Genomic DNA, 24,095 nt, shown 5'->3' with positions numbered 1-24,095 from the left:
TGGCTGCGTTCCAACGCTGGAACTCGGTCAACTGTGGGGGCTGGCTTGCCTGCGATAGCGGTTTATCAGGTGAAAGATTTAGCCCTGGCTGAACTGCGATGCCAACTCGCGCAACAGCACCTCGGCATCCAACACCTTGGCGACCACTTCCTCAGCTTTTTCCCGGCTCAAGCCTAAACGCTCCAGCAACGCATCCGGAATCGCCTCATCTGGCCCCGATCCAATCCCCCGGCTACGCAACAATCGCACCGCCAGACACACCAAGTTCGGATACTCGGCATATTGCCCGTCATAGGTCGGATCGTGCTGAAAGCGCAGGGCTGTGGACAGTTCGTCCGGCATGTCCCAGTAGCGCATCAACCACGCACCAATCTGCTCGCGGCTGATCCCCAGCAAATGTTGCTCGACATAGCTGTGGCACAGGTGCGGGTTGACCTCCAGGTGTCGGCAGATCAGCGAGAAATGCGGTGGGAACACATGGGCCAGCAGCAGGTAGCCGAAGTTGTGCAACAGCCCGGCCAGGTAGGTCAGGCCGGCTTCCGGGCGCTGGGCACGGGGCATGGCGCGGGTCAGCCCCTCGATCACGGCAGCGGTGTAGATCGACTGATGCCAGTACGGGGTGGACTGATGCGGACGGTCTTTGGGCAGGCTCAGGGTTTTGCCCAGTGCCAGGCCGAGCGCCAGGTTGATCACCAGATCGAAGCCCAGTACGCGCACGATGGCGTCTTCGACTGAACGGATCTTGCCCGGCGAGGCGTAGTAGGGCGACGCGGCCCAACTCACCACCTGGGCGGCCAGCGCCGGGTCGGTTTCCACCACGCCGGTGATGTCATCGATGGTGGCGTTGGGATCTACGCGCAGCTTGATGATCTTTTGCGCCGTGTCGGCCAGCGGTGGAATCTCGATGGTCGCTTCCAGGCGTTGCTGAATGCGGCGGGCTGTGAACGCCTGCATCGCCTGGGTGATTTCCTCGCGGTCATCATTGGGGCGGTCCAGGTTCGGGCGAATGTTGCTCAATGGCTCGCCGAACTGGGCGGCACTGGCCTTGGTGAGCAGGCTCTTGAAGGCGTCACTGGGGATTTCCAGCAACAACCCGGCTTCGCCCGAATGCACCAGCAGGCTCGGCTCGTTGAGCAGGCTGCCTTCATACAGGCAAGGTGAACTGGTGAGCGGCGGCAGCCCGGGCAGCAGGCTCAGGTCATGCTTGCCAAGCATACGCTCGACCCGCTCCGGGGCTACGGCCGTGAGACGGCGACCAGTGAGTTCGGTGAGGCGGTTGAGGTCAAGCAACTGGCTTTGAGGGAACAGCACCATGAGTGCACCGACCGCATCCTCAAGCAACACCGCCTGGACCTTTCGCGCAGGGTTCAGGCCCGCGTGTTCGGCGACTTCCGTGTAGGGGACGGCGAGCTTTGCGAGCAGCGCCCGAATGACCGGCGGGGCGGTCAGTGGGGCTGTGGCGAGGGCAACTTCTGACATGGCCTGATCCAATTTCTTACAGTCATTGGAGTATAACCAGCTTGATACGGGTGATGGTCGGATAAGTGCGTCGGGCGTCACACTTGGCCGTATTGCTGCCCGTGCCGCAGCCAGCGATCCAGCAGCGGGCTGACATGTTCGGGCCAGCGTTCCAACAAGGCTTGCGCGGCGTCGCGCACAGCAGGCAACAAGTCGGCGTCACGCATCAGGTCAGCGACCTTGAATTGCAGCAGACCGGTCTGGCGTGTGCCGAGCATTTCACCCGGGCCGCGCAGTTCGAGGTCTTTTTCGGCGATGACAAACCCGTCGTTGGTTTCGCGCATGATGCCCAGGCGCTGGCGGCCGATCTGCGACAGCGGCGGGTGATACAACAGCACGCAATGGCTGGCAGCGCTGCCCCGGCCGACCCGGCCGCGCAATTGGTGCAGTTGCGCCAGGCCCAGGCGTTCGGGGTTTTCGATGATCATCAGGCTGGCGTTGGGCACGTCCACGCCCACTTCGATCACCGTGGTAGCCACCAGCAATTGCAGGTTGCCGGCCTTGAACTCGGCCATCACTGCGGCTTTCTCTGCCGGTTTCATGCGGCCATGGATCAGCCCGACCTTGAGTTCGCCCAGGGCGCTGGTGAGGTCTTCGTAAGTGGTTTCGGCGGCTTGGCAGGTCAGCTCTTCGGACTCTTCAATCAAGGTACAGACCCAGTACGCCTGCCGGCCTTCGGCGCAGGCGCCGCGCACGCGCTCGATCACCTCCACGCGCCGGGTGTCGGTGACCAGCACGGTGTTGACCGGCGTACGCCCGGGCGGCAATTCATCGAGGATCGAGGTGTCGAGATCGGCGTAGGCGCTCATGGCCAGGGTGCGCGGGATCGGGGTGGCGGTCATGATCAACTGGTGCGGGTTCATGCGCCCGCCCACGCCTTTCTGGCGCAGGGCCAGGCGCTGTTGCACGCCGAAGCGATGCTGCTCGTCGATGATCACCAGCGCGAGGTTCTTGAACTGCACTTCGTCCTGGAACAGCGCATGGGTGCCCACCACCATCGGCGCGCCGGCAGCGATTTGCTCCAGGGCGCTCGCACGGTTCTTGCCTTTGAGCTTGCCGGCCAGCCACGCCACTTCCAGGCCCAGCGGCTCGAGCCAGCGCTTGAAGGTGATGAAGTGTTGTTCGGCGAGAATTTCTGTCGGCGCCATCAGCGCGACTTGGTAACCCGCCTCCAGTGCTTGCAAGGCGGCGAGGGCGGCGACCACGGTTTTGCCTGCGCCCACGTCGCCCTGGATCAGGCGCAGCATGGGTTCTTGCTGGCTGAGGTCGTAGGCGATCTCATTGCCCACGCGCTGCTGTGCTCCGGTCGGCGCAAAGCCGAGGTTGGCCAGGTATTGCGCGGGAAGCCGCGTAGCCTTGGGCATCGCCGGCGCACGCAGGGAACGCATGCTTTCACGCAGGCGCTGCTGGGACAGTTGGTGGGTCAACAGCTCTTCGAAGGCCAGGCGATGCTGGGCCCAGTGATGACCGAGGGCGAGTTCGTCCACATCGGCATCGGCGGGCGGGTGATGCAGGTAGCGGATCGCATCGGCCAGGGGCGCCAGTTGATAGTCGCGGGCCAGCTCCAGGGGCAGCCAGTCGGGCAGGCTTTGCGGGCCGAGCATGGTCAGGGTTTGCATGCACAGTTGGCGCAGGCGTTGCTGGGTCAGGCCCTCGGTCAGCGGGTAGATCGGCGTGAGGGTGGTGTCCACCGGTGGCGGTTCGTCGCCGGTGATGGCGCGGTATTCCGGGTGGTAGATCTCCAGGCCCGATGCACCGGGACGTGCCTCACCGTAGCAGCGCACACGGGTGCCACGCTTGAGGCCTTCTTTCTGCGCGTTGCTGAAATGGTAGAAGCGCAGGCTCAAGCCGCCAGTACCATCCTGCAGGCGCACCACCAGGCTGCGGCGCTTGCCCATCACCACGTCAGCGCCGCTGACAGTGCCTTCGACCACCGCATCCTGGCCTGGGCGCAAATGGCCGATGGGCACGACGCGGGTGCGGTCCTGATAACGTAGGGGCAAGTGGAACAGCACGTCCTGGAGGTTTTCCAGGCCGACCTTGGCCAACTTCTCGGCCATGGCGTCACCGACACCCTTGAGTGCCGTCACCGACACCTGCGACAGCTCAGTCATACGGTTGCTTAGCTCGCAGCGGGCGGCTTGGCCACCGAACACAGGCGAATCGAGTCGGCGAGGATCTCAATTGCCTTGGGGCGTGGGAAGCTGGCGCGCCAGGCGATCGCCACGGTACGGAACGGCACCGGAGGCGTGAGTGGGCGAACTTCGATCACGCCTTGAGCGTAGTGATGGCTGTCCACCGCTGACAGCGGCAGGATCGAAATACCCAGGCCGGAAGCGACCATATGGCGAATGGTTTCCAGGGAGCTGGATTCCACCGTGGTGTGCTTGGCGCCGTCGTTGCCCTTGGTCAGGGTCGGGCAGGCTTCCAGTACCTGGTCGCGGAAGCAGTGGCCTTCGCCGAGCAGCAGCAGGCTCTTGTCGTTGAGCAGGCCGGCATCGATGGTGTCCTTTTTGGTCCACGGGTGCGAGGCCGGCATCAGCACGTAGAACGGCTCGTCGTAGAGCGGCAGGGTCAGCACGTCCGCCTCGTTGAACGGCAGGGCGATGATGATCGCGTCCAACTCGCCGTTGCGCAGTTTGTCGCGCAGCACGTGAGTGAAGTTTTCTTCGATATACAGCGGCATCTGCGGCGCGACGCGGTGCAGTTGCGGGATCAGGTGCGGGAACAGGTAAGGGCCGACAGTGTAGATCGCGCCGACTTTGAGCGGTGCGGTCAGCTGGTTCTTGCCGGCCTGGGCCAGCTCGCGAATGCTTTGCGCCTGCTCCAGGACCTTCTGGGCCTGGGCAACGATGCCTTCGCCCACTGGGGTGAGGCGCACGGCGCTCTTGCTGCGCTCGAAAATCAGCACACCGAGTTCGTCTTCAAGCTTTTTCACGCCCACCGACAGCGTCGGCTGGCTGACGTGGCAACGCTCGGCGGCATGGCCGAAGTGCTGTTCTTGGGCGAGGGTCACGATGTAGCGTAATTCTGTAAGAGTCATAGCGGGCGTCCATGAAGTTGCGGGCCAAGCATACCGGCTGCAATCGATAGACGCACGTTATCAGAACTTTGCTGGGGATTGAGTGGGGAATGTCGGAAATTGTTGTCGCGGTGAAAGTCAGTGCGGGAGGGGGGCAAGCCCCTCCCACATTGCTCCGCTAGCGGCGACGTTTATCGATGTTGTAAACGAAGGGTGCGACCAGTTCGACACTGCCGTTTTTCAACAAGTCGGCTGGCGGTTTGGGCAAGGGTTGAGCCTTGCGGATCATCTCCAGGGTCGCACGGTCCAGGTCGGCGTTGCCGGAGCGGCCTTCCAGTTCGTAGGACAGTACATTGCCTTCGCCATCGACCACGAAACGCAAGCGGTTCATGCCTTCCTTGCCACGTTGCTGGGCGCCCGGCGGGTACTTCTTGTACTTCTGCAGGTGCGCCAGCAGGGTACTTTGCCAGGATGCCTGGGCAGCAAGCTGCTGTGCCGATGGCCCGGGCGCAGGCTGGGCGGATTTTTGCGCAGGCGCGTTGCTCGGCGGCGTTTCGCTTGGAGGCTCCTCGGAAGGTTTCTCCTTGGGCGGATCGGGCTTCTTCTCCACTGGCTTGGGCGGTTGCGGCTTGGGTTTGGGCTTGACCGGCTTGGGCACCTGGATCGTCGGTTTGGGCGCCTCGGCCAATTTCGGCAGCGGCAGCTCGTCAACTGGCGGCGGCGGTGGCGCCACGACCTTGGGCGGTGCCGGAGGCGGCGGTGGCGCTGGCAGCGGCGCCAGGTCGATGACCATCGCGGCAGGCGGTAACTGGATCACCTGCGGCGCGGACCATTGGAGCGCGATGATGATCGCGACGGCATGCACGCCCAGCACGACGGCGAGGCTGGTGCCGTAACGCGTCAGTTTGTGGCGCGTCGTGATCATTTCTTGGCTGCCGTCTCAAGTCCGACCAGGCCTACCTTGAGGTAGCCGGCTGCCCGCAGGGCATCCATCACACTCATCAGGTCGCCGTAGTCCACGCCCTTGTCGGCCTGGAAGAAGATTGTCGTGTCTTTCTTGCCCTGGGTCTTGGCGTCGAGCACCGGCCCCAGGGTTTCAGCCTTGACTTCTTCTTCGCCCAGGAACAGGCGTTGGTCCGCCTTGACGCTGAGGAAAATCGGCTTCTCCGGCCGCGGCGCCGGCTTGGCGCTGGAGGCGGGCAGGTCAACCTTGATGTCCACGGTGGCCAACGGTGCAGCCACCATGAAGATGATCAGCAGCACCAGCATCACGTCGATAAACGGCGTAACGTTGATTTCGTGGTTCTCGACGAGTTCGTCGTCGCCTTGATTCAAATGCAGGCCCATGGCCGATTACCCCACTTTCACCATGTGCGGTTGCGAGCTGCGCTCGGTAGGCAGGTGATCGAGGTCACGGCTGACCAGCAGCAGGACTTCTGCCGACGCATCCGATACCTGAGCCTTGTAGCCGGCGATCGAACGGGCGAAGACGTTGTAGATCACCACCGCAGGGATCGCGGCAACCAGGCCCAGGGCAGTAGCCAGCAGGGCTTCGGCGATGCCGGGGGCAACGACGGCGAGGTTGGTGGTCTGGGTTTTGGCGATGCCGATGAAGCTGTTCATGATGCCCCATACGGTGCCGAACAGGCCGACAAACGGCGCGGTGGAACCGATGGTGGCGAGTACGCCGGTGCCGCTGCTCATGTTACGGCCGCAGGCGGCAACCAGGCGTTCCAGGCGGAAAGCCACGCGTTCCTTGATGCCTTCTTTTTCGCGGGTGTTGGCCGACAGGCGCATTTCTTCCAGCGCGTCGTGCACCAGGGTGTTGGCCAGGGTGCCCTTTTTGGTTGCGGTTTCGCTCGCTTCCTTGAGGGTAGTGGCTTTTTTCAGGTGGACGATTTCAGCGCGCAGACGACGCTTGGCGCCCAGCAGCTCGAAGCCTTTGGCAATCCAGATGGTCCAGGTGATGATCGAGGCGATGGCCAGGCCGATCATCACAGCCTTCACCACTACGTCGGCATTCTGGTACATGCCCCATGGCGACAGGTCATGGGCCATACCCAGGGTGTTGTCTTCTTCCAGCACAACGCCGGTTTCGTTGGCAGGTGCGGCGTCGCCCGTGGCCTGGGCCGGGTCGGTAGCCACTGGAGCAACGGCAGATGTCGTCGGGGTCGCAGCATTCTGCTCGGCAGCCGCCGGAGTGGCGGGGGCGGTGGCATCAGCGAATGCGGCGGTCGGTGCCAGCAGGACGCTGAACAGCATCGCAGCAATCGCACGCCAGGCGCGGGATGGGCTGTGAGGCTTGGTTGGCGAAGCGGGGGTTGTATTACATGTCATGCTGGCCGGACCTGAGAGAAAAAATGGGTGATCGTCCTTCCAGACCGAGGGGGGTCGAGGACAAATGGGTGGTTATTATTGCAAGTAATTCTTGTTAACTAAAGTGGCACTGTTACTTTATTTCGCTTTTCACTGGCCGTTGATCCACTCGCGCGGCTAATCTGCGCCTTTGAGAATGGAGTTTTATGATGTCTGCGCCTTCTGTTGTGATTGCCGGTTGCGGTGATGTGGGTAGTCGGCTGGCTAGCCAATTGCTGGCCTCGGAATGGGAGGTCCACGGCCTGCGCCGCGATATTTCACGCCTGCCCGACGGCGTGATCGGCATCGCTGGCGATCTGTTCAAAAAGGATTGCCCGGACACCTGGCCGATCGGCGGGGTGGATTATCTGGTGTACTGCGCCGCTGCCACCGACCACGACGAGGCCGGCTATCGCGCCGCCTACGTGCAAGGGTTGCAGCATGTACTGGAGTGGCTGGACGACTATGGCCAGACGCCCAAGCATTTGCTGTTTGTCTCCAGCAGCAGTGTGTATGGGCAGCAGAACGGCGAGTGGGTCGACGAAACGTCAGAGACGCAAGCGAAGGGTTATTCCGGGCAGGTGATGCTGGAAGCTGAGCAAGTGGCGCTCAATAGTGGTATTCCGGCCACCATCGTGCGGCTGACCGGGATTTACGGCCCGGGTCGTGAATGGCTGCTGACCCAGGTGCGTCAAGGCTACCGCGTAGCGGTTGATCCGCCGCTGTATGGCAATCGTATCCACGCCGATGACGCCGCGGGCCTGCTCGCCTTCTTGCTGCGGCATGTGGAAAAGGGCGGTTCGCTGGACAAGGTCTACATCGGCGTTGACGATGCGCCGGCACCGCTAGCCGAGGTGGTGGCCTGGTTGCGCGAGTACCTGGGTGTGACCGAATGGGCCGAGGACGCCAGTGTGCGGCGTGCGGGGAGCAAGCAGTGCAGTAATGCGCGTATCAAGGCGTTGGGCTGGGTGCCGACTTACCCGACTTACCGGGAAGGCTATGCGGCGATTCTGAAAGGCTGAAGCGCGGCAAAAAATGTGGGAGCTGGCTTGCCTGCGATAGCGGTATATCAATCACATCTTTGTTGGGTGTAATACCGTCATCGCAGGCAAGCCAGCTCCCACATTTGGATTTGGGCGAGGCTGTTATTACTTTTCAAGCAGCCATTGGCGCGGGCCTGGAGTAAACGAAGGCACTTCATCGGCCTGCGCGGTGTTGATCGCCTGGAAGATTTCCAGCTGCTCACCCTTGCGTACGAAAATCCATGGGTTGCCCTGGCCGTTCAGTTGCAGCCAGATGCTGTCGTAGCCGCCGCTCATGGAGGCGCAATCACCCGCCAGGCACAGTGAGTAACGGTCAACGCCAGGCAGACCGGCGATCTTGCCGTCAGCCTGGAACTGCACTGTGGCGCCGTTGCCGGTGCCGTCGGTTATCTTCCAGTCGCCGCCCATGTAGGCCGCATACAGTGCCCGTTCGAAGTTGGCACCCAGTGGTGCGCCTTCGGGGGCCGGGTCTTTGGCGCGGGCGAACAGCTGCTCTGGCTCATTGTCGTTGGCCACTTGCAGCAATTGTTTGCCTTTGCGCTTGAGTTCGGTGGCGGAGCTGCCGTAGAAGTCCACGCTCCACGCGCCGGGTTTTTCACCCGACAACTTGCCTTCCGCTACTTCAAAACCGTTGTAGTAGCGCGCCTGCAACGCCTTGGTGTTGACCTCCCACTCAAGGTTGGGGCCATAGGATTGCAGGGCTTCACGCAAAGGGCCGCCCTTGGCTGCCGCGTCGATGGCGGCCTGGTTGATCCAGGTACCGCTTACGTCCAGATCGGCCGGGTTGCTGGCACAACCGCCGAGCAACAGTGCGAGCAACGAAGAGGCTACAAGCGCTTTGCGCATTACGAAATCCTTATGAAGCGAAGCCGGCGCAGCCTTTTGGGGCTGCGCCGGGTGTTTTACTCGATGACCAGAATGGCGTCCATCTCAACCTGTGCGCCCTTTGGCAGGGCGGCAACGCCGATGGCGGCGCGGGCTGGGTAGGGTTGTTCGAAGTACTTGCCCATGATCTCGTTGACCTTGGCAAAATGGCTCAGGTCGGTGAGGAAGATGTTCAGCTTGACGATGTCCTTGAACGAACCACCGGCAGCTTCGGCCACGGACTTGAGGTTTTCGAAGACTTGTACGGTCTGGGCTTCGAAGCCTTCAACCAGTTCCATGGTCTTTGGGTCCAGCGGAATCTGGCCGGACATGTAGACGGTGTTGCCCGCCTTGATCGCCTGGGAGTAGGTGCCGATGGCGGCTGGGGCTTTATCGCTGGTGATAACTGTCTTGGTCATGAATGACTCCTTGTAATGGATCGGTTATGCACGCATACGGGTGATGCGGATCACACCGGTCAAGGCGCGCAGTTTCTTGATCACGCGGGCCAGGTGCACGCGGTCGTGCACACTGACCACCAGTTGGACCACGCTGATGCGACCATCACGTTCGTCCATGCTGATTTTCTCGATATTGCCGTCGGCCGCGTTGACGCTGCTGGCCAGCAGGGCGATCAGGCCGCGCTGGTGTTCCAGCTCCACCCGCAGCTCGACGTTGAACTCGCCGGTGACATCCTTGGCCCACGAGAGCTGGATGCATTTTTCCGGGTTGTGGCGGATTTCGGTGATATTGCGGCAGTTGTCCAGGTGCACCACCATGCCCTTGCCCGCGGACAGGTGGCCGACAATCGGGTCGCCCGGAATCGGTGTGCAACATTTTGCGTAACTGAGCACCAGACCCTCGGTGCCGCGAATCGCCAGCGGGCCTTCCGGGCTCGGCAGTTGTTCGCCTTCGCCCAGCAAGCGACGGGCGACCACGTAGGCCATGCGGTTGCCCAGGCCGATATCTTCGAGCAGGTCTTCGATGGTTTCCTGGCGATACTCATGAAGCATCGCCTGCACGCGCTCTTGCGCAATCTTGTCCAGGGCGCTGTCGAAGCCGTTGAGCACCTTGTTCAGCAGGCGCTCGCCCAGGCTGATGGACTCGGAGCGACGCTGCAGTTTCAGGGCGTGGCGAATATGCGTACGGGCCTTGCCGGTGACCACGAAGTTCAGCCATGCCGGGTTGGGGCGTGCGCCTGGAGCACTGACGATCTCGACCGTGGAGCCGCTTTGCAGGGGCTCGGACAGCGGCGCGAGACGACGATTGATCCGACAGGCAATGCAGCTGTTGCCGACGTCGGTGTGTACCGCGTAGGCGAAGTCGACCGCCGTGGAGCCCTTGGGCAGCTCCATGATCCGGCCCTTGGGCGTGAACACGTAGACCTCGTCCGGGAACAGGTCGATCTTCACGCTTTCGATGAATTCCAGTGAGTTGCCGGCACGTTGCTGCATTTCCAGCACGCCCTTGACCCACTGGCGGGCGCGGGCATGGGTGCCTTTGGGCTGCTCGTCGCCACTGGACTTGTACAGCCAATGGGCGGCGATGCCGTTGTTGGCCATCTCTTCCATTTCGCGGGTACGGATCTGAATCTCGATCGGCACGCCATGCATACCGAACAGCGTGGTATGCAGCGACTGATAGCCGTTGGCCTTGGGGATCGCGATGTAGTCCTTGAAGCGGCCCGGCAAGGGTTTGTACAAATTATGTACAGCTCCAAGCACGCGGTAGCAGGTATCGACCTTGTCGACGATGATCCGGAACGCGTACACGTCCATGATCTCGTTGAAGGCCCGGCGCTTGCCACGCATCTTCTTGTAGATGCCGTAGATGTGCTTCTGGCGGCCACTGACCTCGCCTTCGATCTCGTCGATCGCCAGGCAATGGCTCAGGGATTCTTCGATCTTGTTGACGATTTCCTTGCGATTGCCCCGGGCGCGTTTGACCGCCTGGTAGATGCGCGCCGAACGCATCGGGTGCATGGCTTTGAAACCAAGGTCTTCGAATTCGATACGAATGGCGTGCATGCCCAGCCGGTTGGCGATGGGCGCGTAGATTTCCAGGGTTTCCTTGGCGATGCGCCGACGCTTTTCGCCGGACAGCACTTCCAGCGTGCGCATGTTGTGCAGCCGGTCGGCCAGCTTGACCAGGATCACCCGAATGTCTCGGGCCATGGCCATGGCCATCTTCTGGAAGTTTTCCGCCTGGGCTTCGGCCTTGGTCTCGAAGTTCATCTGGGTCAGTTTGCTGACCCCGTCGACCAGTTCGGCCACGGTTTCGCCAAATTGCGCGCTGAGCGCTTCCTTGGCAATGCCGGTGTCTTCGATCACGTCATGCAGCATCGCGGCCATCAGGCTCTGATGGTCCATGTGCATGTCGGCCAGGATATTTGCCACCGCAAGGGGATGGGTGACGTACGCCTCACCGCTACGTCGGCGTTGGCCGTCGTGGGCTTGTTCGGCGTAGAAATACGCTCGGCGGACCAGGTTGACCTGGTCGGGGCCGAGGTAGGCCGATAAGCGATCGGCGAGGGCGTCTATGCTCGGCAAAGTGTGAACTCCTGCCGATGACTGTGACCCTGCGCCGTGCTACGTCGACCTGGCATAGGCTTAGACGGCCTCGTTGGACTCGTCCTCGAACGCTGCAAACAGCGGTTCGTCTTCAACGATTTCGGCGTTGGCAATGAACTCGTAGCTCATCAGGCCTTCAGCGATTTCACGCAGGGCTACAACGGTAGGCTTGTCGTTTTCCCACTGGACCAGGGGCTCTTTGCCGCCAGTGGCCAGTTGACGGGCACGCTTGGTAGAGAGCATGACCAGCTCAAAGCGGTTATCCACGTGTTCTAGGCAGTCTTCAACGGTTACGCGGGCCATGGTATTCCTCGGAGCGAATGCAAGATGCGCGCTGCCCGGTTGGGCGAGCGGACTGAGCAGTTTAAAAAATCACCAGCGTTTAGGGAAGCGCTGATTTTTCGCAGGCTCTCGCAAAACCGCTACAAGTGCCAATGTAAGGCCCTTGCAGCGGTTTTGGGAAGAGCCAATCAGCCGAGCAGTTCGGCGAGTAATTTGCCGAAACGCTGCTGTTGACGCTTTTGCTGGAGCTGATTGGCACGGAAAATCGCCTTCAAATCATCCAGGGCGTGGGCAAAATCGTCATTGATGATCAGGTAGTCGTAGTCGACATAGTGGCTCATTTCGCTGACGGCTTCACGCATACGCCCTTCGATGATCTCGTCGCTGTCCTGGCCACGGTTGGTCAGGCGCTGGTGCAACGCTTCAAGCGACGGCGGCAGGATAAAGATCGAGCGTGCCTTGGGCATCAATTGGCGCACTTGCTCGGCGCCCTGCCAATCGATTTCCAGGATCAGGTCGTGGCCTTCGTCCAGGGTCTGCTGCAGATGACTTTGGGAGGTGCCGTAGAGGTTGCCGAAGACTTCGGCGCGCTCCAGGAAGTCGCCGTGTTCGATCATCTTGACGAATTCGGTACGCTCGACGAAGTGATAGTGCACGCCGTTCACTTCGCCCGGGCGCATGGCGCGGGTGGTGTGCGACACCGAAATGCGGATCTGCTCGTCAGCGTCGGTCAAGGCTTTGACCAGGCTGCTTTTGCCCGCGCCCGAAGGGGCGGAAATGATGTAAAGGGTGCCGGTGCTGTGGGTCATGGAGGTTGCCTTACTCAATATTCTGTACTTGTTCGCGCATTTGCTCGATCAACACTTTGAGGTTGACCGCCGCCGTGGTGCTGCGCGGATCGAACGCCTTGGAGCCCAGTGTATTGGCTTCGCGGTTGAGTTCCTGCATCAGGAAGTCCAGGCGCCGACCGGCGGCGCCACCGGACTTGAGCACGCGGCGTACTTCAAGAATGTGGGTGCTCAGGCGGTCGAGCTCTTCAGCCACGTCGCTTTTCTGGGCAAGCAGGACCATTTCCTGTTCCAGGCGCGTCGGGTCAAGGTCGGCTTTCATGTCGGTGAAGCGGTCGAGGATCTTCTGGCGTTGGGTGGCAAGCATCTGCGGCACCAGTTCGCGCAGGGTGACCACATCGGCTTCGATCGATGTCAGACGCTCGTTGATCAGGCGCGCCAGTTCAGCGCCTTCGCGCTCACGGCCGGCCTTGAGCTCCTTCAGGCCCTGGTTGAACAGCGCGAGGGCTTCGGCGTTCAGGGCCTGCGGGTCGGTTGCGTCGCCCACCAGTACGCCGGGCCAGGCCAGGACTTCCAGAGGGTTCAGCGCGGCCGGTTGCTTGATCAGGCCGGCGATGGTTTCGGCGGCGGCAACCAGTTGTGCGGCGCGGTCGCGGTCCAGCTGCAGCGGTTTGCCGGTGGTTTCTTCGGTAAAACGCAGGGTGCATTCCAGCTTGCCACGGGAAATGCCCTGGCGCAGCGCTTCACGAACGGCGCCTTCGAGGTCGCGGAACGACTCAGGCAGGCGCAGGTGTGGCTCCAGGTAACGGCTGTTGACCGAGCGCAATTCCCAGCTGAGGGTGCCTTGAACCCCGGCTTTTTCGACACGGGCGAAGGCGGTCATGCTGTGCACCATGGAGGTACCTCGTGTTGGATAGATAGATATTGGCCAGGCCGACCTGTAGGAGCGAGCAAGCTCGCTCCTACAGTCGAGAGGCGCAGGATTGTAGCGCAGTGCGCAGGAGGCGCCCAAACATGCGCATTCGTAACCGAATTTTTAGAAGTGCCCCGAATCGGCTCGCGGCTCTATAATGCTCGGCAGTTTTTCGTCCTCAGTACAGGTATCCCCTATGAAACGTCCAAGTGGTCGCGCTGCCGATCAGCTCCGCTCGATCCGCATCACCCGCAACTACACCAAACACGCCGAGGGATCCGTACTGGTCGAGTTTGGCGATACCAAGGTGATTTGCACCGTCAGCGTCGAAAACGGCGTGCCGCGCTTCCTCAAGGGCCAGGGCCAGGGCTGGTTGACCGCAGAGTACGGCATGTTGCCGCGCGCCACCGGTGAGCGTAACCAGCGTGAAGCCAGCCGTGGCAAGCAAGGCGGGCGTACCCTGGAAATCCAGCGCCTGATCGGCCGTTCCCTGCGTGCCGCGCTGGACATGTCCAAGTTGGGCGACGTGACCCTTTACGTCGACTGCGACGTGATCCAGGCTGATGGCGGTACCCGTACTGCATCCATCACTGGCGCCATGGTAGCCCTGGTCGACGCATTGAAAGTGATCAAGAAGCGCGGCGGCCTCAAGGCGGGTGACCCGCTCAAGCAGATGATCGCAGCTGTGTCGGTCGGCATGTACCAGGGCGAGCCTGTGCTGGACCTGGATTACCTGGAAGACTCGGCCGCCGAGACCGATCTGAACGTGGTCATGACCAGCACCGGTGGTTTCATCGAAGTGCAGGGCACCGCCGAAGGCGCGCCATTCCAGCCGGCTGAGCTGAACGCGATGCTGGCCCTGGCCCAGAAGGGCATGACCGAAATCTTTGCACTGCAAACCGCTGCACTCGCTGACTAAGCCCGCCCCAAGGAGAAGCGCCATGAATGACAGCCAATTGCCGGTTCCGGCACCGTCCAAGGAAGTACGCCAGTTGGCAATGCTGTGTCATTTCGCGGCGTTTGCAGGGTTGGTGTTCCCCTTCGGCAGCGTGTTGGGGCCGCTGATCCTGTGGCAGTTCAAGAAGGATGTGGACCCGCTTATCGATGATCAGGGCAAGGAAGCCCTGAATTTTCAGATCACCGTGGCCATCGCCTGGTTGGTGTGTCTGGTGCTGGGCTTCGTGGTGGTCGGCTTTTTGCTGATGACCGTACTGGTGATAGGGGCGTTGATACTGACGATCATTGCCGGGATCAAGGCCAACAAGGGCATTGCCTATCGCTATCCGTGGACTTGGCGTCTGGTCAAGTAACCGAGCGGCCACAAAAAAACCGACATTGCTGTCGGTTTTTTTTTGTGCCTGGAAAAAGACCTCAGATGGTCAAGGTCCAGTCGTAGTCCACGATCAGCGGCGCGTGCTGCGAGAAGCGCGGCTGGCGTGGCAGGCGAGCGCTGCGTACGAACCGGCGCAGGCCCGGGGTCAGCAGCTGATAGTCGAAACGCCAGCCCAGGTTGAGCATCTCGGCCTGTTCGTTATCCGGCCACCAGCTGTACTGATCGCCTTCGCGGCTGACTTCGCGCAGGGCATCAACATAGCCCATGTTGCCGACAATCTCGTCCATCCAGGCCCGTTCCGGCGCCAGGAAGCCCGGTGATTGCTGGCTGTCGCGCCAGTTCTTGATATCCAGCTTCTGTTGCGCCACGTACAGCGAGCCACAATAAATGTACTCGCGACGTTTGCGTCGCTGTTTATCCAGGTAACGGGCGAAGTCGTCCATTAGCTTGAACTTCTGGTTCAAGTCTTCATCGCCGTTCTGCCCCGAAGGAAGCAGCAAGGTCGCGATGCTGACCTTGTCGAAATCGGCTTGCAGGTAGCGCCCGTAGCGGTCGGCTGTCTCGAAGCCGAGGCCGCTGATGACCGCCTTGGGTTGCAACCGCGAGTACAAAGCCACGCCACCTTGGGTGGGCACTTCGGCATCGCAGGCATAAAGGAAGTAGCCATCCAGTTGGAAGGCTGGGTCGTCCAGTTCAAAGGCGGAGGCGCGGGTGTCCTGCAGGCAGATGACGTCGGCATTCTGGGCTTGCAGCCAACTGAGCAAACCACGCTCGACTGCAGCCTGAATACCATTAACGTTCACACTGATGATCCGCATAAATGGCCCCAAAAATCGCGTGCGTGTATGATACACGCCGTCCACCTAATTAGCTAAATCCGTGGTATCTGAGGCTTTTTTCATGCAGGCGTATCAACGCGATTTCATTCGTTTTGCCATCGATCGCGGCGTTTTACGCTTCGGTGAGTTCACTCTCAAGTCCGGGCGCACCAGCCCGTACTTCTTCAATGCAGGCTTGTTCAACTCGGGTTCGGCCCTGGCTCAGCTGGGTCGTTTCTACGCGGCAGCCATCGTTGAAAGCGGTATTTCCTTTGATGTGCTTTTTGGTCCGGCCTACAAGGGTATTCCCTTGGCTGCGGCTACAGCGGTGGCCCTGGCGGAACATCATGGGCAGGATCTGCCGTGGTGCTTCAACCGTAAGGAAGCCAAGGCCCACGGTGAAGGCGGCAGCCTGGTAGGGGCTCCGTTGACCGGCGATGTGCTGATCATCGATGACGTGATCACCGCAGGTACTGCTATCCGTGAAGTGATGCAGATCATCGCTTCCCAGGACGGCGCCAAGGCCGCCGGCGTGCTGATCGCCCTGAACCGCCAGGAACGCGGCAACGGTGAGTTGTCGGCGATCCAGGAAGTGGAGCGCGATTTCGGCATTCCGGTGGTAAGTATCGTGTCGTTGAACCAGGTGTTGCAGTTCCTGGAGGATGATCCGCAGCTCAAGCAGCATTTGCCGGCTGTGCGTGCATACCGCGAGCAGTTCGGCGTCTGACACTGACCCCTGTGGGAGCGGGCTTGCCCGCGATAGCGGTGTGTCAGTCGGTGCATTTTTGAATGTACTGCCGTCATCGCAGGCAAGCCAGCTCCCACATTTGAACGGTGTACAAACAAAAGGCCCCGCTCAATTCAATTGAGCGGGGCCTTTTTATTTGCAGCGGTTAAGGACGCTTGCGGTTACTGATCAGCGTGCCCACACCGGTATCAGTGAAGATTTCCAGCAGGATTGCATTCGGCACACGGCCATCCAGGATCAGCGAGCTGCCTACACCACCTTGCACTGCTTCCAGCGCGCAACGGATCTTCGGCAACATGCCGCCGTAGATGGTGCCGTCGGCGATCAGGTCGTCTACCTGCTGGGTGGTCAGGCCAGTCAGTACCTTGCCTTCCTTGTCCATCAAACCGGCGATATTGGTCAGTAGCATCAGCTTTTCAGCCTTCAGTGCTTCCGCCACCTTACCGGCTACCAGATCGGCGTTGATGTTATAGGACTCGCCATTGGCACCCACGCCGATCGGCGCAATCACCGGGATGAAGTCGCCCTTGACCAGCAGGTTGAGCAAATCGGTGTTGATGCCGATCACTTCGCCCACCTGGCCGATGTCGATGATTTCCGGCTGGGTCATCTCCGGCGTCTTGCGGGTCACGGTAAGTTTCTTGGCGCGGATCAGCTCTGCATCCTTGCCGGTCAGGCCGATGGCGCTGCCGCCGTGGCGGTTGATCAGGTTGACGATGTCTTTGTTGACCTGGCCGCCGAGGACCATCTCCACCACGTCCATGGTCTGCGCGTCAGTGACACGCATACCATCGATGAAGTGACTCTCGATCGACAGACGCTTGAGCAGGTCGCCGATTTGCGGGCCGCCACCGTGGACGACCACCGGGTTGATCCCCACGGCTTTCATCAGCACGATGTCGCGGGCAAAGCCGGTTTTCAGCTCGTCGCTTTCCATGGCATTGCCGCCGTACTTGATCACCAGCGTCTTGCCGACGTAGCGTCGAATATAAGGCAACGCTTCGGACAGGACCTTGGCGGTGTTGGCAGCGGCTTCGCGTTCGAGGGTCATTCAGGGCTCCGGGCAAAAAATCAGAACGGTAATTGGAGATCAGGGGCAACACGTTTCAACTGGGCGTGGAACACGTCCTTGATGCGCTGCAACTCGGCCTCGGTATCCGCCTCGAAACGCAGGACCAGCACCGGTGTGGTGTTGGACGCGCGAACCAGGCCCCAGCCTTTGGCGTAATCGACTCGCACACCATCAATGGAGGTCAGGTTGGCGCCTTCACCCCATTGCGCATCGTGCAATGCGTCAATGATGCTGAATTTGCTCTCCTCGGTCACATGGATATTGATCTCTGGCGTAGAAATATCATTCGGGAAGGTCTGAAACAGTTCTTCGGCGGTGGATTTTTCCTTGCTGAGGATCTCCAGCAGACGAGCGGCGCTGTAAATGCCGTCGTCAAACCCGAACCAGCGCTCCTTGAAGAACACGTGGCCGCTCATTTCGCCGGCCAACAGTGCGCCGGTTTCCTTCATTTTCTTTTTGATCAACGAATGACCGGTCTTCCACATTAGCGGGCGACCGCCGTACTCCTTGATCAGTGGCGTCAGGCGGCGCGTGCATTTCACGTCGAAGATGATCTCGGCGTTGGGGTTGCGCGCCACGACGTCACGGGCAAACAGCATCAGCAGGCGGTCGGGGAATACGATCTCGCCGGTTTCGGTCACCACGCCTACGCGGTCACCGTCGCCATCGAAGGCCAGGCCGACGTCGGCGCCCACTTCATTGACCTTGGCGATCAGGTCCACCAGGTTTTCCGGCTTGCCCGGATCCGGGTGGTGGTTGGGGAAGTTGCCGTCGACGTCGCAGAACAGCGGGATCACTTCGCAGTTCAGCGCTTCGAGCAATTGCGGGGCTATCACGCCAGCCGCGCCGTTTCCGCAATCCACCACCACTTTGAGGCGGCGCGCGAGTTTGACGTCGCGGGTGATTTCATCGGAGTAGCGCTGCAGGATGTCGACCTTGGTGATGGTGCCGGTGCCGCTGGTCAGGTCGTTGGTCTTCAGGCGGGTGTGCAGGGCCTGGATCTGTTCATTGGCCAGCGTATCGCCAGCGATGACGATCTTGAAGCCGTTGTAGTCCGAAGGGTTATGGCTGCCGGTGAGCATCACCCCGGATTTACCGGCCAGTACGTTGGCCGCGTAGTACAACGCGGGTGTCGGCACCAGGCCGACGTCGCTGACGTGGCAACCGCTGTCGGCCAGCCCCTGGATCAGTTGCTCGACCAGCTCGGGGCCGGACAAACGGCCGTCACGACCCACCGAGACGTTGGGTTCGCCCTGGGCAAGGCTCTGCGAACCGATGGCGCGGCCGATCCAGTAGGCGGTTTCGGCGGTCAGGGTCTTGGGTACCACGCCACGAATGTCATAGGCGCGAAAAATGCTGTCGGGAAAGGTCGGGGCTACGCGGGCTGCGGTACTCATCGCGGGGGAAACTCCATCTGAAAGGGGGCAAGGCGGGCCTGATGTGGCTGGCCGGCAGGCTCAAACTGAAGGGTATGACGGCGTTTTCGGCAGAGAGTTCGTGGTGTAAAAATGCCATCGGCGCATTGGCGCTAGCATTATTTTTACGTAGTCCTTTGATTTCATTGGAGAAATCTCGATGATTATTTCCGCGCATTCTTCATCCTGAAAAGCCGGGCGGTGGCGCGTGGCCGGACGATTGCATCCGGCCACGTTCAGCTTAGTCAGTGACTGCCGGAATGCCCAAAACCGCCTGCGCCGCGCTGGGTTTCGTCGAATTCCTGCACCAATTCAAAATGCGCCTGCACCACCGGCACCAGGACCAGTTGGGCGATGCGCTCGCCGACGGCGATGTTGAAAGCAGTCTGGCCACGGTTCCAGCACGACACCATCAGCTCGCCCTGGTAGTCGGAGTCGATCAGGCCGACCAGGTTACCGAGCACGATGCCGTGTTTGTGGCCCAGGCCGGAGCGCGGCAGGATCAGCGCCGCCAGGCCCGGGTCGCCGACATAGATCGACAGGCCGGTCGGGATCAGGATGGTCTGGCCTGGCTCAAGAACGGTGTCTTCCTTGAGCATGGCGCGCAGGTCCAGGCCGGCGGAGCCCGGTGTGGCGTAGGCCGGCAGGGGGAATTCGTTGCCGATGCGGGGGTCGAGGATCTTGGCTTGCAAAGCGTGCATGAAAATTAAACCTGGTTCAGCCGTTGGGCGATAAAAGAGATCAGTTGGCGGGCAATCTTGCCCTTGCTCGTCTGGGCGAAAAGGGTGGCGTGCAGCTCGCGGTCGATCACGCTGCAGGCATTTTCCTCGCTGTTGAAGCCGATGCTCGGGTTGGCGACATCATTGGCAACGATCAAGTCGAGGTTTTTGTCTTTCAGTTTGCGCGCGGCGTAGTCCAGAAGGTGCTCGGTCTCGGCAGCGAAACCGACACTGAACGGACGGTCCGGACGGGTGGCGATGGTGGCCAGGATGTCCGGGTTGCGCACCATTTGCAGGAGCAGGCCGTCGCCGCTTGTAGGGTCTTTCTTGAGCTTTTGCGGGGCTACGACTTCCGGGCGGTAATCCGCCACCGCTGCCGAGGCGATGAACAGGTCACAGGGAATGGCGGCTTCACAGGCCGCCAGCATGTCCCGGGCGCTGACTACGTCGATTCGCGTGACGCGATCAGGGGTCGGCAAATGCACGGGGCCTGTGATCAGGGTCACCCGTGCGCCTGCCTCGACCGCAGCTTCTGCCAACGCAAAGCCCATTTTTCCTGAGCTATGGTTGGTGATGTAGCGCACCGGGTCGATGTTTTCCTGGGTCGGGCCTGCGGTGATCAGCACGTGCTTGCCGGTCAGGGCCAGGTGCTGGAAGCACTCGGCGGCGCATAGCGCAAGGTCGGTGGCTTCGAGCATCCGGCCCATGCCGACGTCGCCACAGGCCTGGCTGCCGGAGGCGGGGCCAAACACCTTGAGGCCGCGGCTTTGCAGGAGTTGGGTATTGGCTTGGGTGGCCGGGTCGCGCCACATGGCCTGGTTCATGGCCGGGGCGATCGCGACGGTGGCGTCGGTGGCCAATACCAGGGTGGTCAGCAGGTCATCGGCGATGCCCTGGGCCAGGCGGGCGATCAGGTCGGCGGTGGCCGGGGCGATCAGCACCAGGTCGGCCCATTTGGCCAGTTCGATATGGCCCATGGCGGCTTCGGCCGCCGGGTCCAGCAGGTCGAGGTGAACCGGGTGGCCGGACAGGGCCTGCATGGTCAACGGGGTGATGAACTCACTGCCACCACGGGTCATGACCACGCGCACTTCCGCGCCCTGGTCCAGGAGCCTGCGAACCAACTCTGCGCTCTTGTAGGCGGCAATGCCGCCGCCGACGCCGAGAACGATGCGTTTCCGATACAGACGCTGCATTGGTTTGCCTTTCCAGTTCAGTGATGCCAGTTCAGTGACGCCTGCGATGACCCCTCCCCAGGTGAAATCGCATGCAAAAAAGAGGGCCTACGATAACACAGCGTCTGCCGCACAACAGCGCAGCAGATACAGACGGAGGTGGGATGAGTATTCGTGATTGGCCCGTGGCGGAGCGTCCACGGGAGAAGCTGTTGGAAGGTGGCGCGGCGAGCCTGTCCGATGCCGAATTGTTGGCGATCTTCCTGCGTACTGGCGTTTCCGGTCGAAGTGCGGTGGATCTGGCGCGTGATCTGCTGGTGCAGTTTGGCGGCCTGCGCCCGCTGTTGGAGGCCAGCCAGGCGCTGTTCAGCCAGCATATGGGGCTGGGGCCGGCGAAGTTCGCCCAATTGCAGGCGGTGCTGGAAATGTCCCGGCGCCATCTGGCCGAACGCTTGCGCGCCGACTCGGTAGTGGAGAGCCCGCTGGCTGTGCGTCAATACCTCAAGGCGCTGTTGCGCCATGAGCCTCATGAGATATTCGGCTGTCTGTTCCTGGACTCAAAGCATCGTGTACTGGGGTTCGAGGCGTTGTTTCAGGGCACCATCGACACTGCGATTGTTTACCCGCGGCAGGTGGTCAAGCGTGCCTTGGCGCATAACGCGGCAGCGGTGATTTTGTGCCACAACCATCCCTCCGGGAATGCGGAGCCCAGTGCATCTGATCGCAGATTGACCAAAATGCTGCAAAAGGCGTTGGAAGTGGTGGATGTGCGGGTGCTGGATCACATCATTGTGGGAGATGGTGATCCGCTGTCGATGGCTGAATACGGATGGGTATAGCCACCTCTGTTCCTGTAGGAGCGAACAAGCTCGTTCCTACAGGAAAGGGGTTGCGCCCTAGGGCTTGAGGCTGATTTTCGAATAATCCTGGCGGCCGAACGGGCTTACCTGGTAACCCTCGACATTCTTGCGCGTCAATGCAAACGCCGTCGGGTGCGCCAGCGGCAGCCACAGCGCCTGCTGCTGGATCTGCGCCTGGGCCTGCTGGTACAGCTTGGTGCGTACGCCTTGCTCGCTGGTGGTCTTGCCGGCGCTGATCAACTTATCCAGAGCGGGGTCGCAGTAGCGGGCGAAGTTGGTGCCGGATTTCAGCGCTGCGCAGGAAAATTGCGGGGTCAGGAAGTTGTCCGGGTCGCCGTTGTCGCCGGCCCAGCCCATGAACAGCAAGTCGTGCTCGCCGGCCTTGGCGCGGCGAATCAATTCGCCCCATTCGATCACACGAATTTCAGCCTGGATGCCAACCTTGGCCAGGTCGGCCTGTAGCAGTTGGGCGCCGAGGTTCGGGTTGGGGTTCAGCAGGCTGCCGGTAGGGCGCGTCCATATTGTGGTCTTGAAACCGTCCTTGAGCCCGGCACGTTCCAGCAGCGCCTTGGCCTTGGCCAGATCCTGTGGGTAGCCTGGCAAACCCTTGGCATAGCTCCAGGTATTGGGCGGGTACACACCGTTGGCTGCTTCGGCGGTGCCCTCGAAGACGGCCTTGAGGTAGCTGCCCTTGTCAAAGGCCAGGTTGATCGCCTGGCGTACTTCGGGTTCGTCCAGCGGTGGGTGCTGGCTGTTGATGGCGACGAAAGCGGTCATGAAGGCAGCGGTTTTTTCCACCTTCAGCGCCGGGTCTTTTTCGGCTTCGCCTACATCCAGGGGCTTGGGCGACAGGGCAATCTGACATTCGTTGCGATGCAGTTTCTGCAACCGTACGTTGGCGTCCGGGGTGATGGCAAAGATCAAGTTATCCACAGCCGGTTTGCCCGCGAAATAGTCCGGGTTGGCCTTGTAGCGCACCACGGCATCTTTCTGGAAGCGCATGAATACGAACGGGCCGGTGCCGATGGGCTGACTGTTGAGTTTCTCAGTCGTGCCGGCCTTGAGTAGTTTGTCGGCATATTCAGCCGGGTAGATCGAGGCAAAGCCCATGCTCAACGCCGGGAGAAAGGTGGAGTCGGCGTGGTCGAGGGTGAAACGCACCGTCAGCGGATCGAGGGCATCGATCTTCTTGACCAGTGCCGGCAATTGCAGGGACTGGGCGTGGGGGAAGCCGCTCTGGGCGATCTTGTGCCACGGGTTGGCCGGATCGAGCATGCGCTCGAAGCTGAAGCGCACGTCTTCGGCGGTCAGCGTGCGGCTTGGGCTGAAATAATCGGTACGGTGAAATTTCACGCCCGGGTGCAGCTTGAAGGTGTAGGTCAGGCCATCGGGGGAAACTTCCCAGCTGTCTGCCAGGCTCGGTACCAGCTTGCCGCTGGCCGCATCAAAGTCCACCAGGCGGTTCATCAGCACATCCGCCGAGGCGTTGGTGGTGGTCAGCGAGTTGTACTGCACCACATCGAACCCTTCGGGGCTGGCCTCGGTGCAGACGCTCAAGTTGGTGGCTGCAACGGCCATCGGTGCCATAAAGAAGGGGGCAAGCAGTAGTGGTAGGGCTGCGAGGCGCATATTCGGTTTCCTGTGCAGATCGAAGGCCCATCTGCGAGTGCAGTCTGGAAAAAGCCTACCGTAGAGGTCTGATTGATAAATGACTAGCCCATTTTTGCCTGTGCTTTTGGCCAAAATGCTGTTTTGATGGCGCCTCAGCGCGTTTCGCCGTGCACTTCCCTGTGCCTGCGGGCGCTGTAAATCATTCTGTGCGACGAGCGGTCGGCTGTTACAGCGGCCCCTCCTGGCAGCGGTTCGGGCGTCCGGCACCAAGATTTACGCTGGTAAAAACACACGGGCTGTTGTTGCACTGGGGTCTTTCTGGTATAAAGCAGCGCTCTTTTCTAGGGGCCCGGTTCCTTCGCTTGTAGGTGTAGCCGGTAAGACCCTAAAGAAACGCGGCGCCTGGCGCCAAATGACTGAGAGATTAAGCGGCCAACCCATGCCGGGTTGGGCATGTGGTTTTAGAGGGCTGAGGCATGTCGAGAGTCTGTCAAGTTACCGGTAAGGGTCCGGTGACTGGGAATAACATTTCCCACGCAAATAACAAAACCCGTCGTCGTTTCCTGCCGAACCTGCAGCATCACCGCTTCTGGGTTGAAGAAGAGAAACGTTTTGTTCGCCTGCGTGTATCTGCCAAAGGCATGCGTATTATCGACAAGCGTGGCATCACTGTCGTGCTGGCCGAAATCCGCGCCGCTGGCAAGATCTAAGGAGCTCTATCATGCGTGAATTGATTCGAATGATCTCTAGCGCCGGTACTGGTCACTTCTACACTACCGACAAGAACAAGCGTACTACCCCGGACAAGCTCGAAAAGAAAATGTTCGACCCGCGCGTTCGCAAGCACGTGATCTACAAAGAAGGCAAAATCAAGTAATTGATTTTCTTCCTTGTGAAAAAAAGCCCGTATCTCACGATGCGGGCTTTTTTTTGCCTGGTGTCCCGTCCTGAATAAGGTTTACGCCTTCTGGCCTATATTCAGGAGGAGT

General features: G+C 60.8%; 24 protein-coding genes and 1 pseudogene. 7 read left to right on the top strand and 18 right to left on the bottom strand.

What is annotated here, in order from left to right:
* Positions 1 to 78: 78 nt before the first annotated feature.
* The 6 genes from E4O98_RS01085 to exbB form a co-directional block, all read right to left on the bottom strand.
* A complete protein-coding gene (locus E4O98_RS01085) occupies positions 79 to 1,479 on the bottom strand; it encodes an aminoacyl-tRNA deacylase and HDOD domain-containing protein (protein WP_005792496.1) in 1,401 nt (466 codons plus the stop codon).
* Positions 1,480 to 1,556: 77 nt separating this feature from the next.
* Positions 1,557 to 3,632 (bottom strand): ATP-dependent DNA helicase RecG, encoded by a 2,076-nt coding sequence (gene recG / locus E4O98_RS01080; RefSeq protein WP_032881178.1) that lies wholly within the window; start codon positions 3,630 to 3,632, stop codon positions 1,557 to 1,559.
* An 8-nt stretch (positions 3,633 to 3,640) separates the two neighbouring features.
* Positions 3,641 to 4,561 carry a hydrogen peroxide-inducible genes activator gene (locus E4O98_RS01075; RefSeq protein ID WP_032878710.1) on the bottom strand — a complete coding sequence of 307 codons (921 nt, stop codon included), beginning with the start codon at positions 4,559 to 4,561 and terminating at the stop codon, positions 3,641 to 3,643.
* 157 nt (positions 4,562 to 4,718) lie between these two features.
* Positions 4,719 to 5,465 (bottom strand): energy transducer TonB, encoded by a 747-nt coding sequence (locus tag E4O98_RS01070; RefSeq protein WP_228309126.1) that lies wholly within the window; start codon positions 5,463 to 5,465, stop codon positions 4,719 to 4,721.
* Positions 5,462 to 5,887 carry a TonB system transport protein ExbD gene (gene exbD, locus E4O98_RS01065; protein ID WP_003195519.1) on the bottom strand — a complete coding sequence of 142 codons (426 nt, stop codon included), beginning with the start codon at positions 5,885 to 5,887 and terminating at the stop codon, positions 5,462 to 5,464. The genes E4O98_RS01070 and exbD overlap by 4 nt, the downstream gene beginning before the upstream one ends.
* Positions 5,888 to 5,893: 6 nt before the next feature.
* Positions 5,894 to 6,877, bottom strand: coding sequence for a tonB-system energizer ExbB (gene exbB, locus E4O98_RS01060; protein WP_248133956.1), 984 nt, complete (start codon positions 6,875 to 6,877; stop codon positions 5,894 to 5,896).
* 188 nt (positions 6,878 to 7,065) lie between these two features.
* Between exbB and E4O98_RS01055 the strand changes: the two genes are divergently transcribed.
* The gene (locus E4O98_RS01055) at positions 7,066 to 7,917 is read left to right on the top strand and encodes an SDR family oxidoreductase (protein ID WP_223017778.1); all 852 of its coding nucleotides are present in this window, start codon (positions 7,066 to 7,068) and stop codon (positions 7,915 to 7,917) included.
* Positions 7,918 to 8,043: 126 nt separating this feature from the next.
* Here the strand turns inward: E4O98_RS01055 and E4O98_RS01050 are convergent, their stop codons facing one another.
* The 6 genes from E4O98_RS01050 to E4O98_RS01025 all read right to left on the bottom strand — a co-directional run bounded on the left by E4O98_RS01050 (position 8,044) and on the right by E4O98_RS01025 (position 13,337).
* A complete protein-coding gene (locus E4O98_RS01050) occupies positions 8,044 to 8,784 on the bottom strand; it encodes a hypothetical protein (protein WP_032878714.1) in 741 nt (246 codons plus the stop codon).
* Positions 8,785 to 8,840: 56 nt separating this feature from the next.
* Positions 8,841 to 9,221: a RidA family protein gene (locus tag E4O98_RS01045; protein WP_003176922.1), complete on the bottom strand. Its 381-nt coding sequence runs from the start codon at positions 9,219 to 9,221 to the stop codon at positions 8,841 to 8,843.
* A gap of 24 nt (positions 9,222 to 9,245) precedes the next feature.
* Complete coding sequence (spoT, locus tag E4O98_RS01040; RefSeq protein ID WP_005792489.1) at positions 9,246 to 11,351, bottom strand: bifunctional GTP diphosphokinase/guanosine-3',5'-bis pyrophosphate 3'-pyrophosphohydrolase; 2,106 nt, start codon at positions 11,349 to 11,351, stop codon at positions 9,246 to 9,248.
* A gap of 60 nt (positions 11,352 to 11,411) precedes the next feature.
* Complete coding sequence (gene rpoZ, locus E4O98_RS01035) at positions 11,412 to 11,675, bottom strand: DNA-directed RNA polymerase subunit omega (protein WP_003176920.1); 264 nt, start codon at positions 11,673 to 11,675, stop codon at positions 11,412 to 11,414.
* A 167-nt stretch (positions 11,676 to 11,842) separates the two neighbouring features.
* Positions 11,843 to 12,463 (bottom strand): guanylate kinase, encoded by a 621-nt coding sequence (gene gmk, locus E4O98_RS01030; RefSeq protein WP_003213284.1) that lies wholly within the window; start codon positions 12,461 to 12,463, stop codon positions 11,843 to 11,845.
* Between the two features lie 10 nt (positions 12,464 to 12,473).
* Entirely contained in the window at positions 12,474 to 13,337 is an 864-nt protein-coding gene (locus E4O98_RS01025) for a YicC/YloC family endoribonuclease (protein ID WP_005792488.1), read from the bottom strand.
* 214 nt (positions 13,338 to 13,551) lie between these two features.
* Between E4O98_RS01025 and rph the strand changes: the two genes are divergently transcribed.
* Complete coding sequence (rph, locus tag E4O98_RS01020) at positions 13,552 to 14,274, top strand: ribonuclease PH (protein WP_005792487.1); 723 nt, start codon at positions 13,552 to 13,554, stop codon at positions 14,272 to 14,274.
* A 22-nt stretch (positions 14,275 to 14,296) separates the two neighbouring features.
* A complete protein-coding gene (locus tag E4O98_RS01015) occupies positions 14,297 to 14,665 on the top strand; it encodes a DUF4870 domain-containing protein (protein WP_005792486.1) in 369 nt (122 codons plus the stop codon).
* A gap of 61 nt (positions 14,666 to 14,726) precedes the next feature.
* Here E4O98_RS01015 and E4O98_RS01010 read toward each other — a convergent pair whose 3' ends face one another.
* Positions 14,727 to 15,506, bottom strand: a complete 780-nt coding sequence (locus E4O98_RS01010; protein WP_003195493.1) for an exodeoxyribonuclease III — start codon at positions 15,504 to 15,506, stop codon at positions 14,727 to 14,729.
* Between the two features lie 82 nt (positions 15,507 to 15,588).
* Between E4O98_RS01010 and pyrE the strand changes: the two genes are divergently transcribed.
* Complete coding sequence (gene pyrE / locus E4O98_RS01005; RefSeq protein ID WP_003195489.1) at positions 15,589 to 16,233, top strand: orotate phosphoribosyltransferase; 645 nt, start codon at positions 15,589 to 15,591, stop codon at positions 16,231 to 16,233.
* A gap of 166 nt (positions 16,234 to 16,399) precedes the next feature.
* Here pyrE and argB read toward each other — a convergent pair whose 3' ends face one another.
* The 4 genes and pseudogenes from argB to coaBC all read right to left on the bottom strand — a co-directional run bounded on the left by argB (position 16,400) and on the right by coaBC (position 20,656).
* Positions 16,400 to 17,305, bottom strand: coding sequence for an acetylglutamate kinase (gene argB, locus E4O98_RS01000; RefSeq protein WP_003213275.1), 906 nt, complete (start codon positions 17,303 to 17,305; stop codon positions 16,400 to 16,402).
* A 20-nt stretch (positions 17,306 to 17,325) separates the two neighbouring features.
* Positions 17,326 to 18,738 (bottom strand): annotated as a pseudogene (locus E4O98_RS00995) (phosphomannomutase/phosphoglucomutase); the annotation flags it as partial.
* Between the two features lie 248 nt (positions 18,739 to 18,986).
* A complete protein-coding gene (dut, locus tag E4O98_RS00990) occupies positions 18,987 to 19,442 on the bottom strand; it encodes a dUTP diphosphatase (protein ID WP_016975923.1) in 456 nt (151 codons plus the stop codon).
* 5 nt (positions 19,443 to 19,447) lie between these two features.
* Complete coding sequence (coaBC, locus tag E4O98_RS00985; RefSeq protein ID WP_015886530.1) at positions 19,448 to 20,656, bottom strand: bifunctional phosphopantothenoylcysteine decarboxylase/phosphopantothenate--cysteine ligase CoaBC; 1,209 nt, start codon at positions 20,654 to 20,656, stop codon at positions 19,448 to 19,450.
* A gap of 143 nt (positions 20,657 to 20,799) precedes the next feature.
* Between coaBC and radC the strand changes: the two genes are divergently transcribed.
* Positions 20,800 to 21,474, top strand: a complete 675-nt coding sequence (radC, locus tag E4O98_RS00980) for a DNA repair protein RadC (protein WP_032878719.1) — start codon at positions 20,800 to 20,802, stop codon at positions 21,472 to 21,474.
* Positions 21,475 to 21,531: 57 nt separating this feature from the next.
* On the opposite strand, the gene E4O98_RS00975 is transcribed toward radC, so the two are convergent.
* Positions 21,532 to 23,124 carry an ABC transporter substrate-binding protein gene (locus E4O98_RS00975; RefSeq protein ID WP_248133954.1) on the bottom strand — a complete coding sequence of 531 codons (1,593 nt, stop codon included), beginning with the start codon at positions 23,122 to 23,124 and terminating at the stop codon, positions 21,532 to 21,534.
* A 458-nt stretch (positions 23,125 to 23,582) separates the two neighbouring features.
* On the opposite strand from E4O98_RS00975, the gene rpmB reads away from it, so the two are divergent.
* A complete protein-coding gene (rpmB, locus tag E4O98_RS00970; protein ID WP_003176907.1) occupies positions 23,583 to 23,816 on the top strand; it encodes a 50S ribosomal protein L28 in 234 nt (77 codons plus the stop codon).
* Positions 23,817 to 23,827: 11 nt separating this feature from the next.
* Positions 23,828 to 23,983 carry a 50S ribosomal protein L33 gene (gene rpmG / locus E4O98_RS00965; protein ID WP_003176906.1) on the top strand — a complete coding sequence of 52 codons (156 nt, stop codon included), beginning with the start codon at positions 23,828 to 23,830 and terminating at the stop codon, positions 23,981 to 23,983.
* Positions 23,984 to 24,095: the final 112 nt, after the last annotated feature.

The sequence above is a fragment of the Pseudomonas sp. W2Jun17 genome (assembly GCF_023127795.1).
Classification (GTDB): Bacteria; Pseudomonadota; Gammaproteobacteria; order Pseudomonadales; family Pseudomonadaceae; genus Aquipseudomonas; species Aquipseudomonas synxantha_A.
This window is presented reverse-complemented; position numbering and strand designations above follow the sequence as displayed.

Excerpts from the sequence above, each read along its gene's own strand:
- argB (WP_003213275.1), bottom strand. The coding sequence starts at position 17,305 with ATGACCCTCGAACGCGAAGCCGCTGCCAACACCGCCAAGGTCCTGTCC.
- coaBC (WP_015886530.1), bottom strand. The coding sequence starts at position 20,656 with ATGCAGCGTCTGTATCGGAAACGCATCGTTCTCGGCGTCGGCGGCGGC.
- rpmG (WP_003176906.1), top strand. The coding sequence starts at position 23,828 with ATGCGTGAATTGATTCGAATGATCTCTAGCGCCGGTACTGGTCACTTC.
- E4O98_RS01055 (WP_223017778.1), top strand. The coding sequence starts at position 7,066 with ATGTCTGCGCCTTCTGTTGTGATTGCCGGTTGCGGTGATGTGGGTAGT.
- dut (WP_016975923.1), bottom strand. The coding sequence starts at position 19,442 with ATGCACGCTTTGCAAGCCAAGATCCTCGACCCCCGCATCGGCAACGAA.
- recG (WP_032881178.1), bottom strand. The coding sequence starts at position 3,632 with ATGACTGAGCTGTCGCAGGTGTCGGTGACGGCACTCAAGGGTGTCGGT.
- rpmB (WP_003176907.1), top strand. The coding sequence starts at position 23,583 with ATGTCGAGAGTCTGTCAAGTTACCGGTAAGGGTCCGGTGACTGGGAAT.
- exbD (WP_003195519.1), bottom strand. The coding sequence starts at position 5,887 with ATGGGCCTGCATTTGAATCAAGGCGACGACGAACTCGTCGAGAACCAC.
- E4O98_RS01025 (WP_005792488.1), bottom strand. The coding sequence starts at position 13,337 with ATGGTGCACAGCATGACCGCCTTCGCCCGTGTCGAAAAAGCCGGGGTT.
- E4O98_RS01015 (WP_005792486.1), top strand. The coding sequence starts at position 14,297 with ATGAATGACAGCCAATTGCCGGTTCCGGCACCGTCCAAGGAAGTACGC.
- pyrE (WP_003195489.1), top strand. The coding sequence starts at position 15,589 with ATGCAGGCGTATCAACGCGATTTCATTCGTTTTGCCATCGATCGCGGC.
- E4O98_RS01010 (WP_003195493.1), bottom strand. The coding sequence starts at position 15,506 with ATGCGGATCATCAGTGTGAACGTTAATGGTATTCAGGCTGCAGTCGAG.
- E4O98_RS00975 (WP_248133954.1), bottom strand. The coding sequence starts at position 23,124 with ATGCGCCTCGCAGCCCTACCACTACTGCTTGCCCCCTTCTTTATGGCA.
- radC (WP_032878719.1), top strand. The coding sequence starts at position 20,800 with ATGAGTATTCGTGATTGGCCCGTGGCGGAGCGTCCACGGGAGAAGCTG.
- rpoZ (WP_003176920.1), bottom strand. The coding sequence starts at position 11,675 with ATGGCCCGCGTAACCGTTGAAGACTGCCTAGAACACGTGGATAACCGC.
- E4O98_RS01075 (WP_032878710.1), bottom strand. The coding sequence starts at position 4,561 with ATGACTCTTACAGAATTACGCTACATCGTGACCCTCGCCCAAGAACAG.
- E4O98_RS01050 (WP_032878714.1), bottom strand. The coding sequence starts at position 8,784 with ATGCGCAAAGCGCTTGTAGCCTCTTCGTTGCTCGCACTGTTGCTCGGC.
- gmk (WP_003213284.1), bottom strand. The coding sequence starts at position 12,463 with ATGACCCACAGCACCGGCACCCTTTACATCATTTCCGCCCCTTCGGGC.
- E4O98_RS01045 (WP_003176922.1), bottom strand. The coding sequence starts at position 9,221 with ATGACCAAGACAGTTATCACCAGCGATAAAGCCCCAGCCGCCATCGGC.
- exbB (WP_248133956.1), bottom strand. The coding sequence starts at position 6,877 with ATGACATGTAATACAACCCCCGCTTCGCCAACCAAGCCTCACAGCCCA.
- E4O98_RS01085 (WP_005792496.1), bottom strand. The coding sequence starts at position 1,479 with ATGTCAGAAGTTGCCCTCGCCACAGCCCCACTGACCGCCCCGCCGGTC.
- rph (WP_005792487.1), top strand. The coding sequence starts at position 13,552 with ATGAAACGTCCAAGTGGTCGCGCTGCCGATCAGCTCCGCTCGATCCGC.
- E4O98_RS01070 (WP_228309126.1), bottom strand. The coding sequence starts at position 5,465 with ATGATCACGACGCGCCACAAACTGACGCGTTACGGCACCAGCCTCGCC.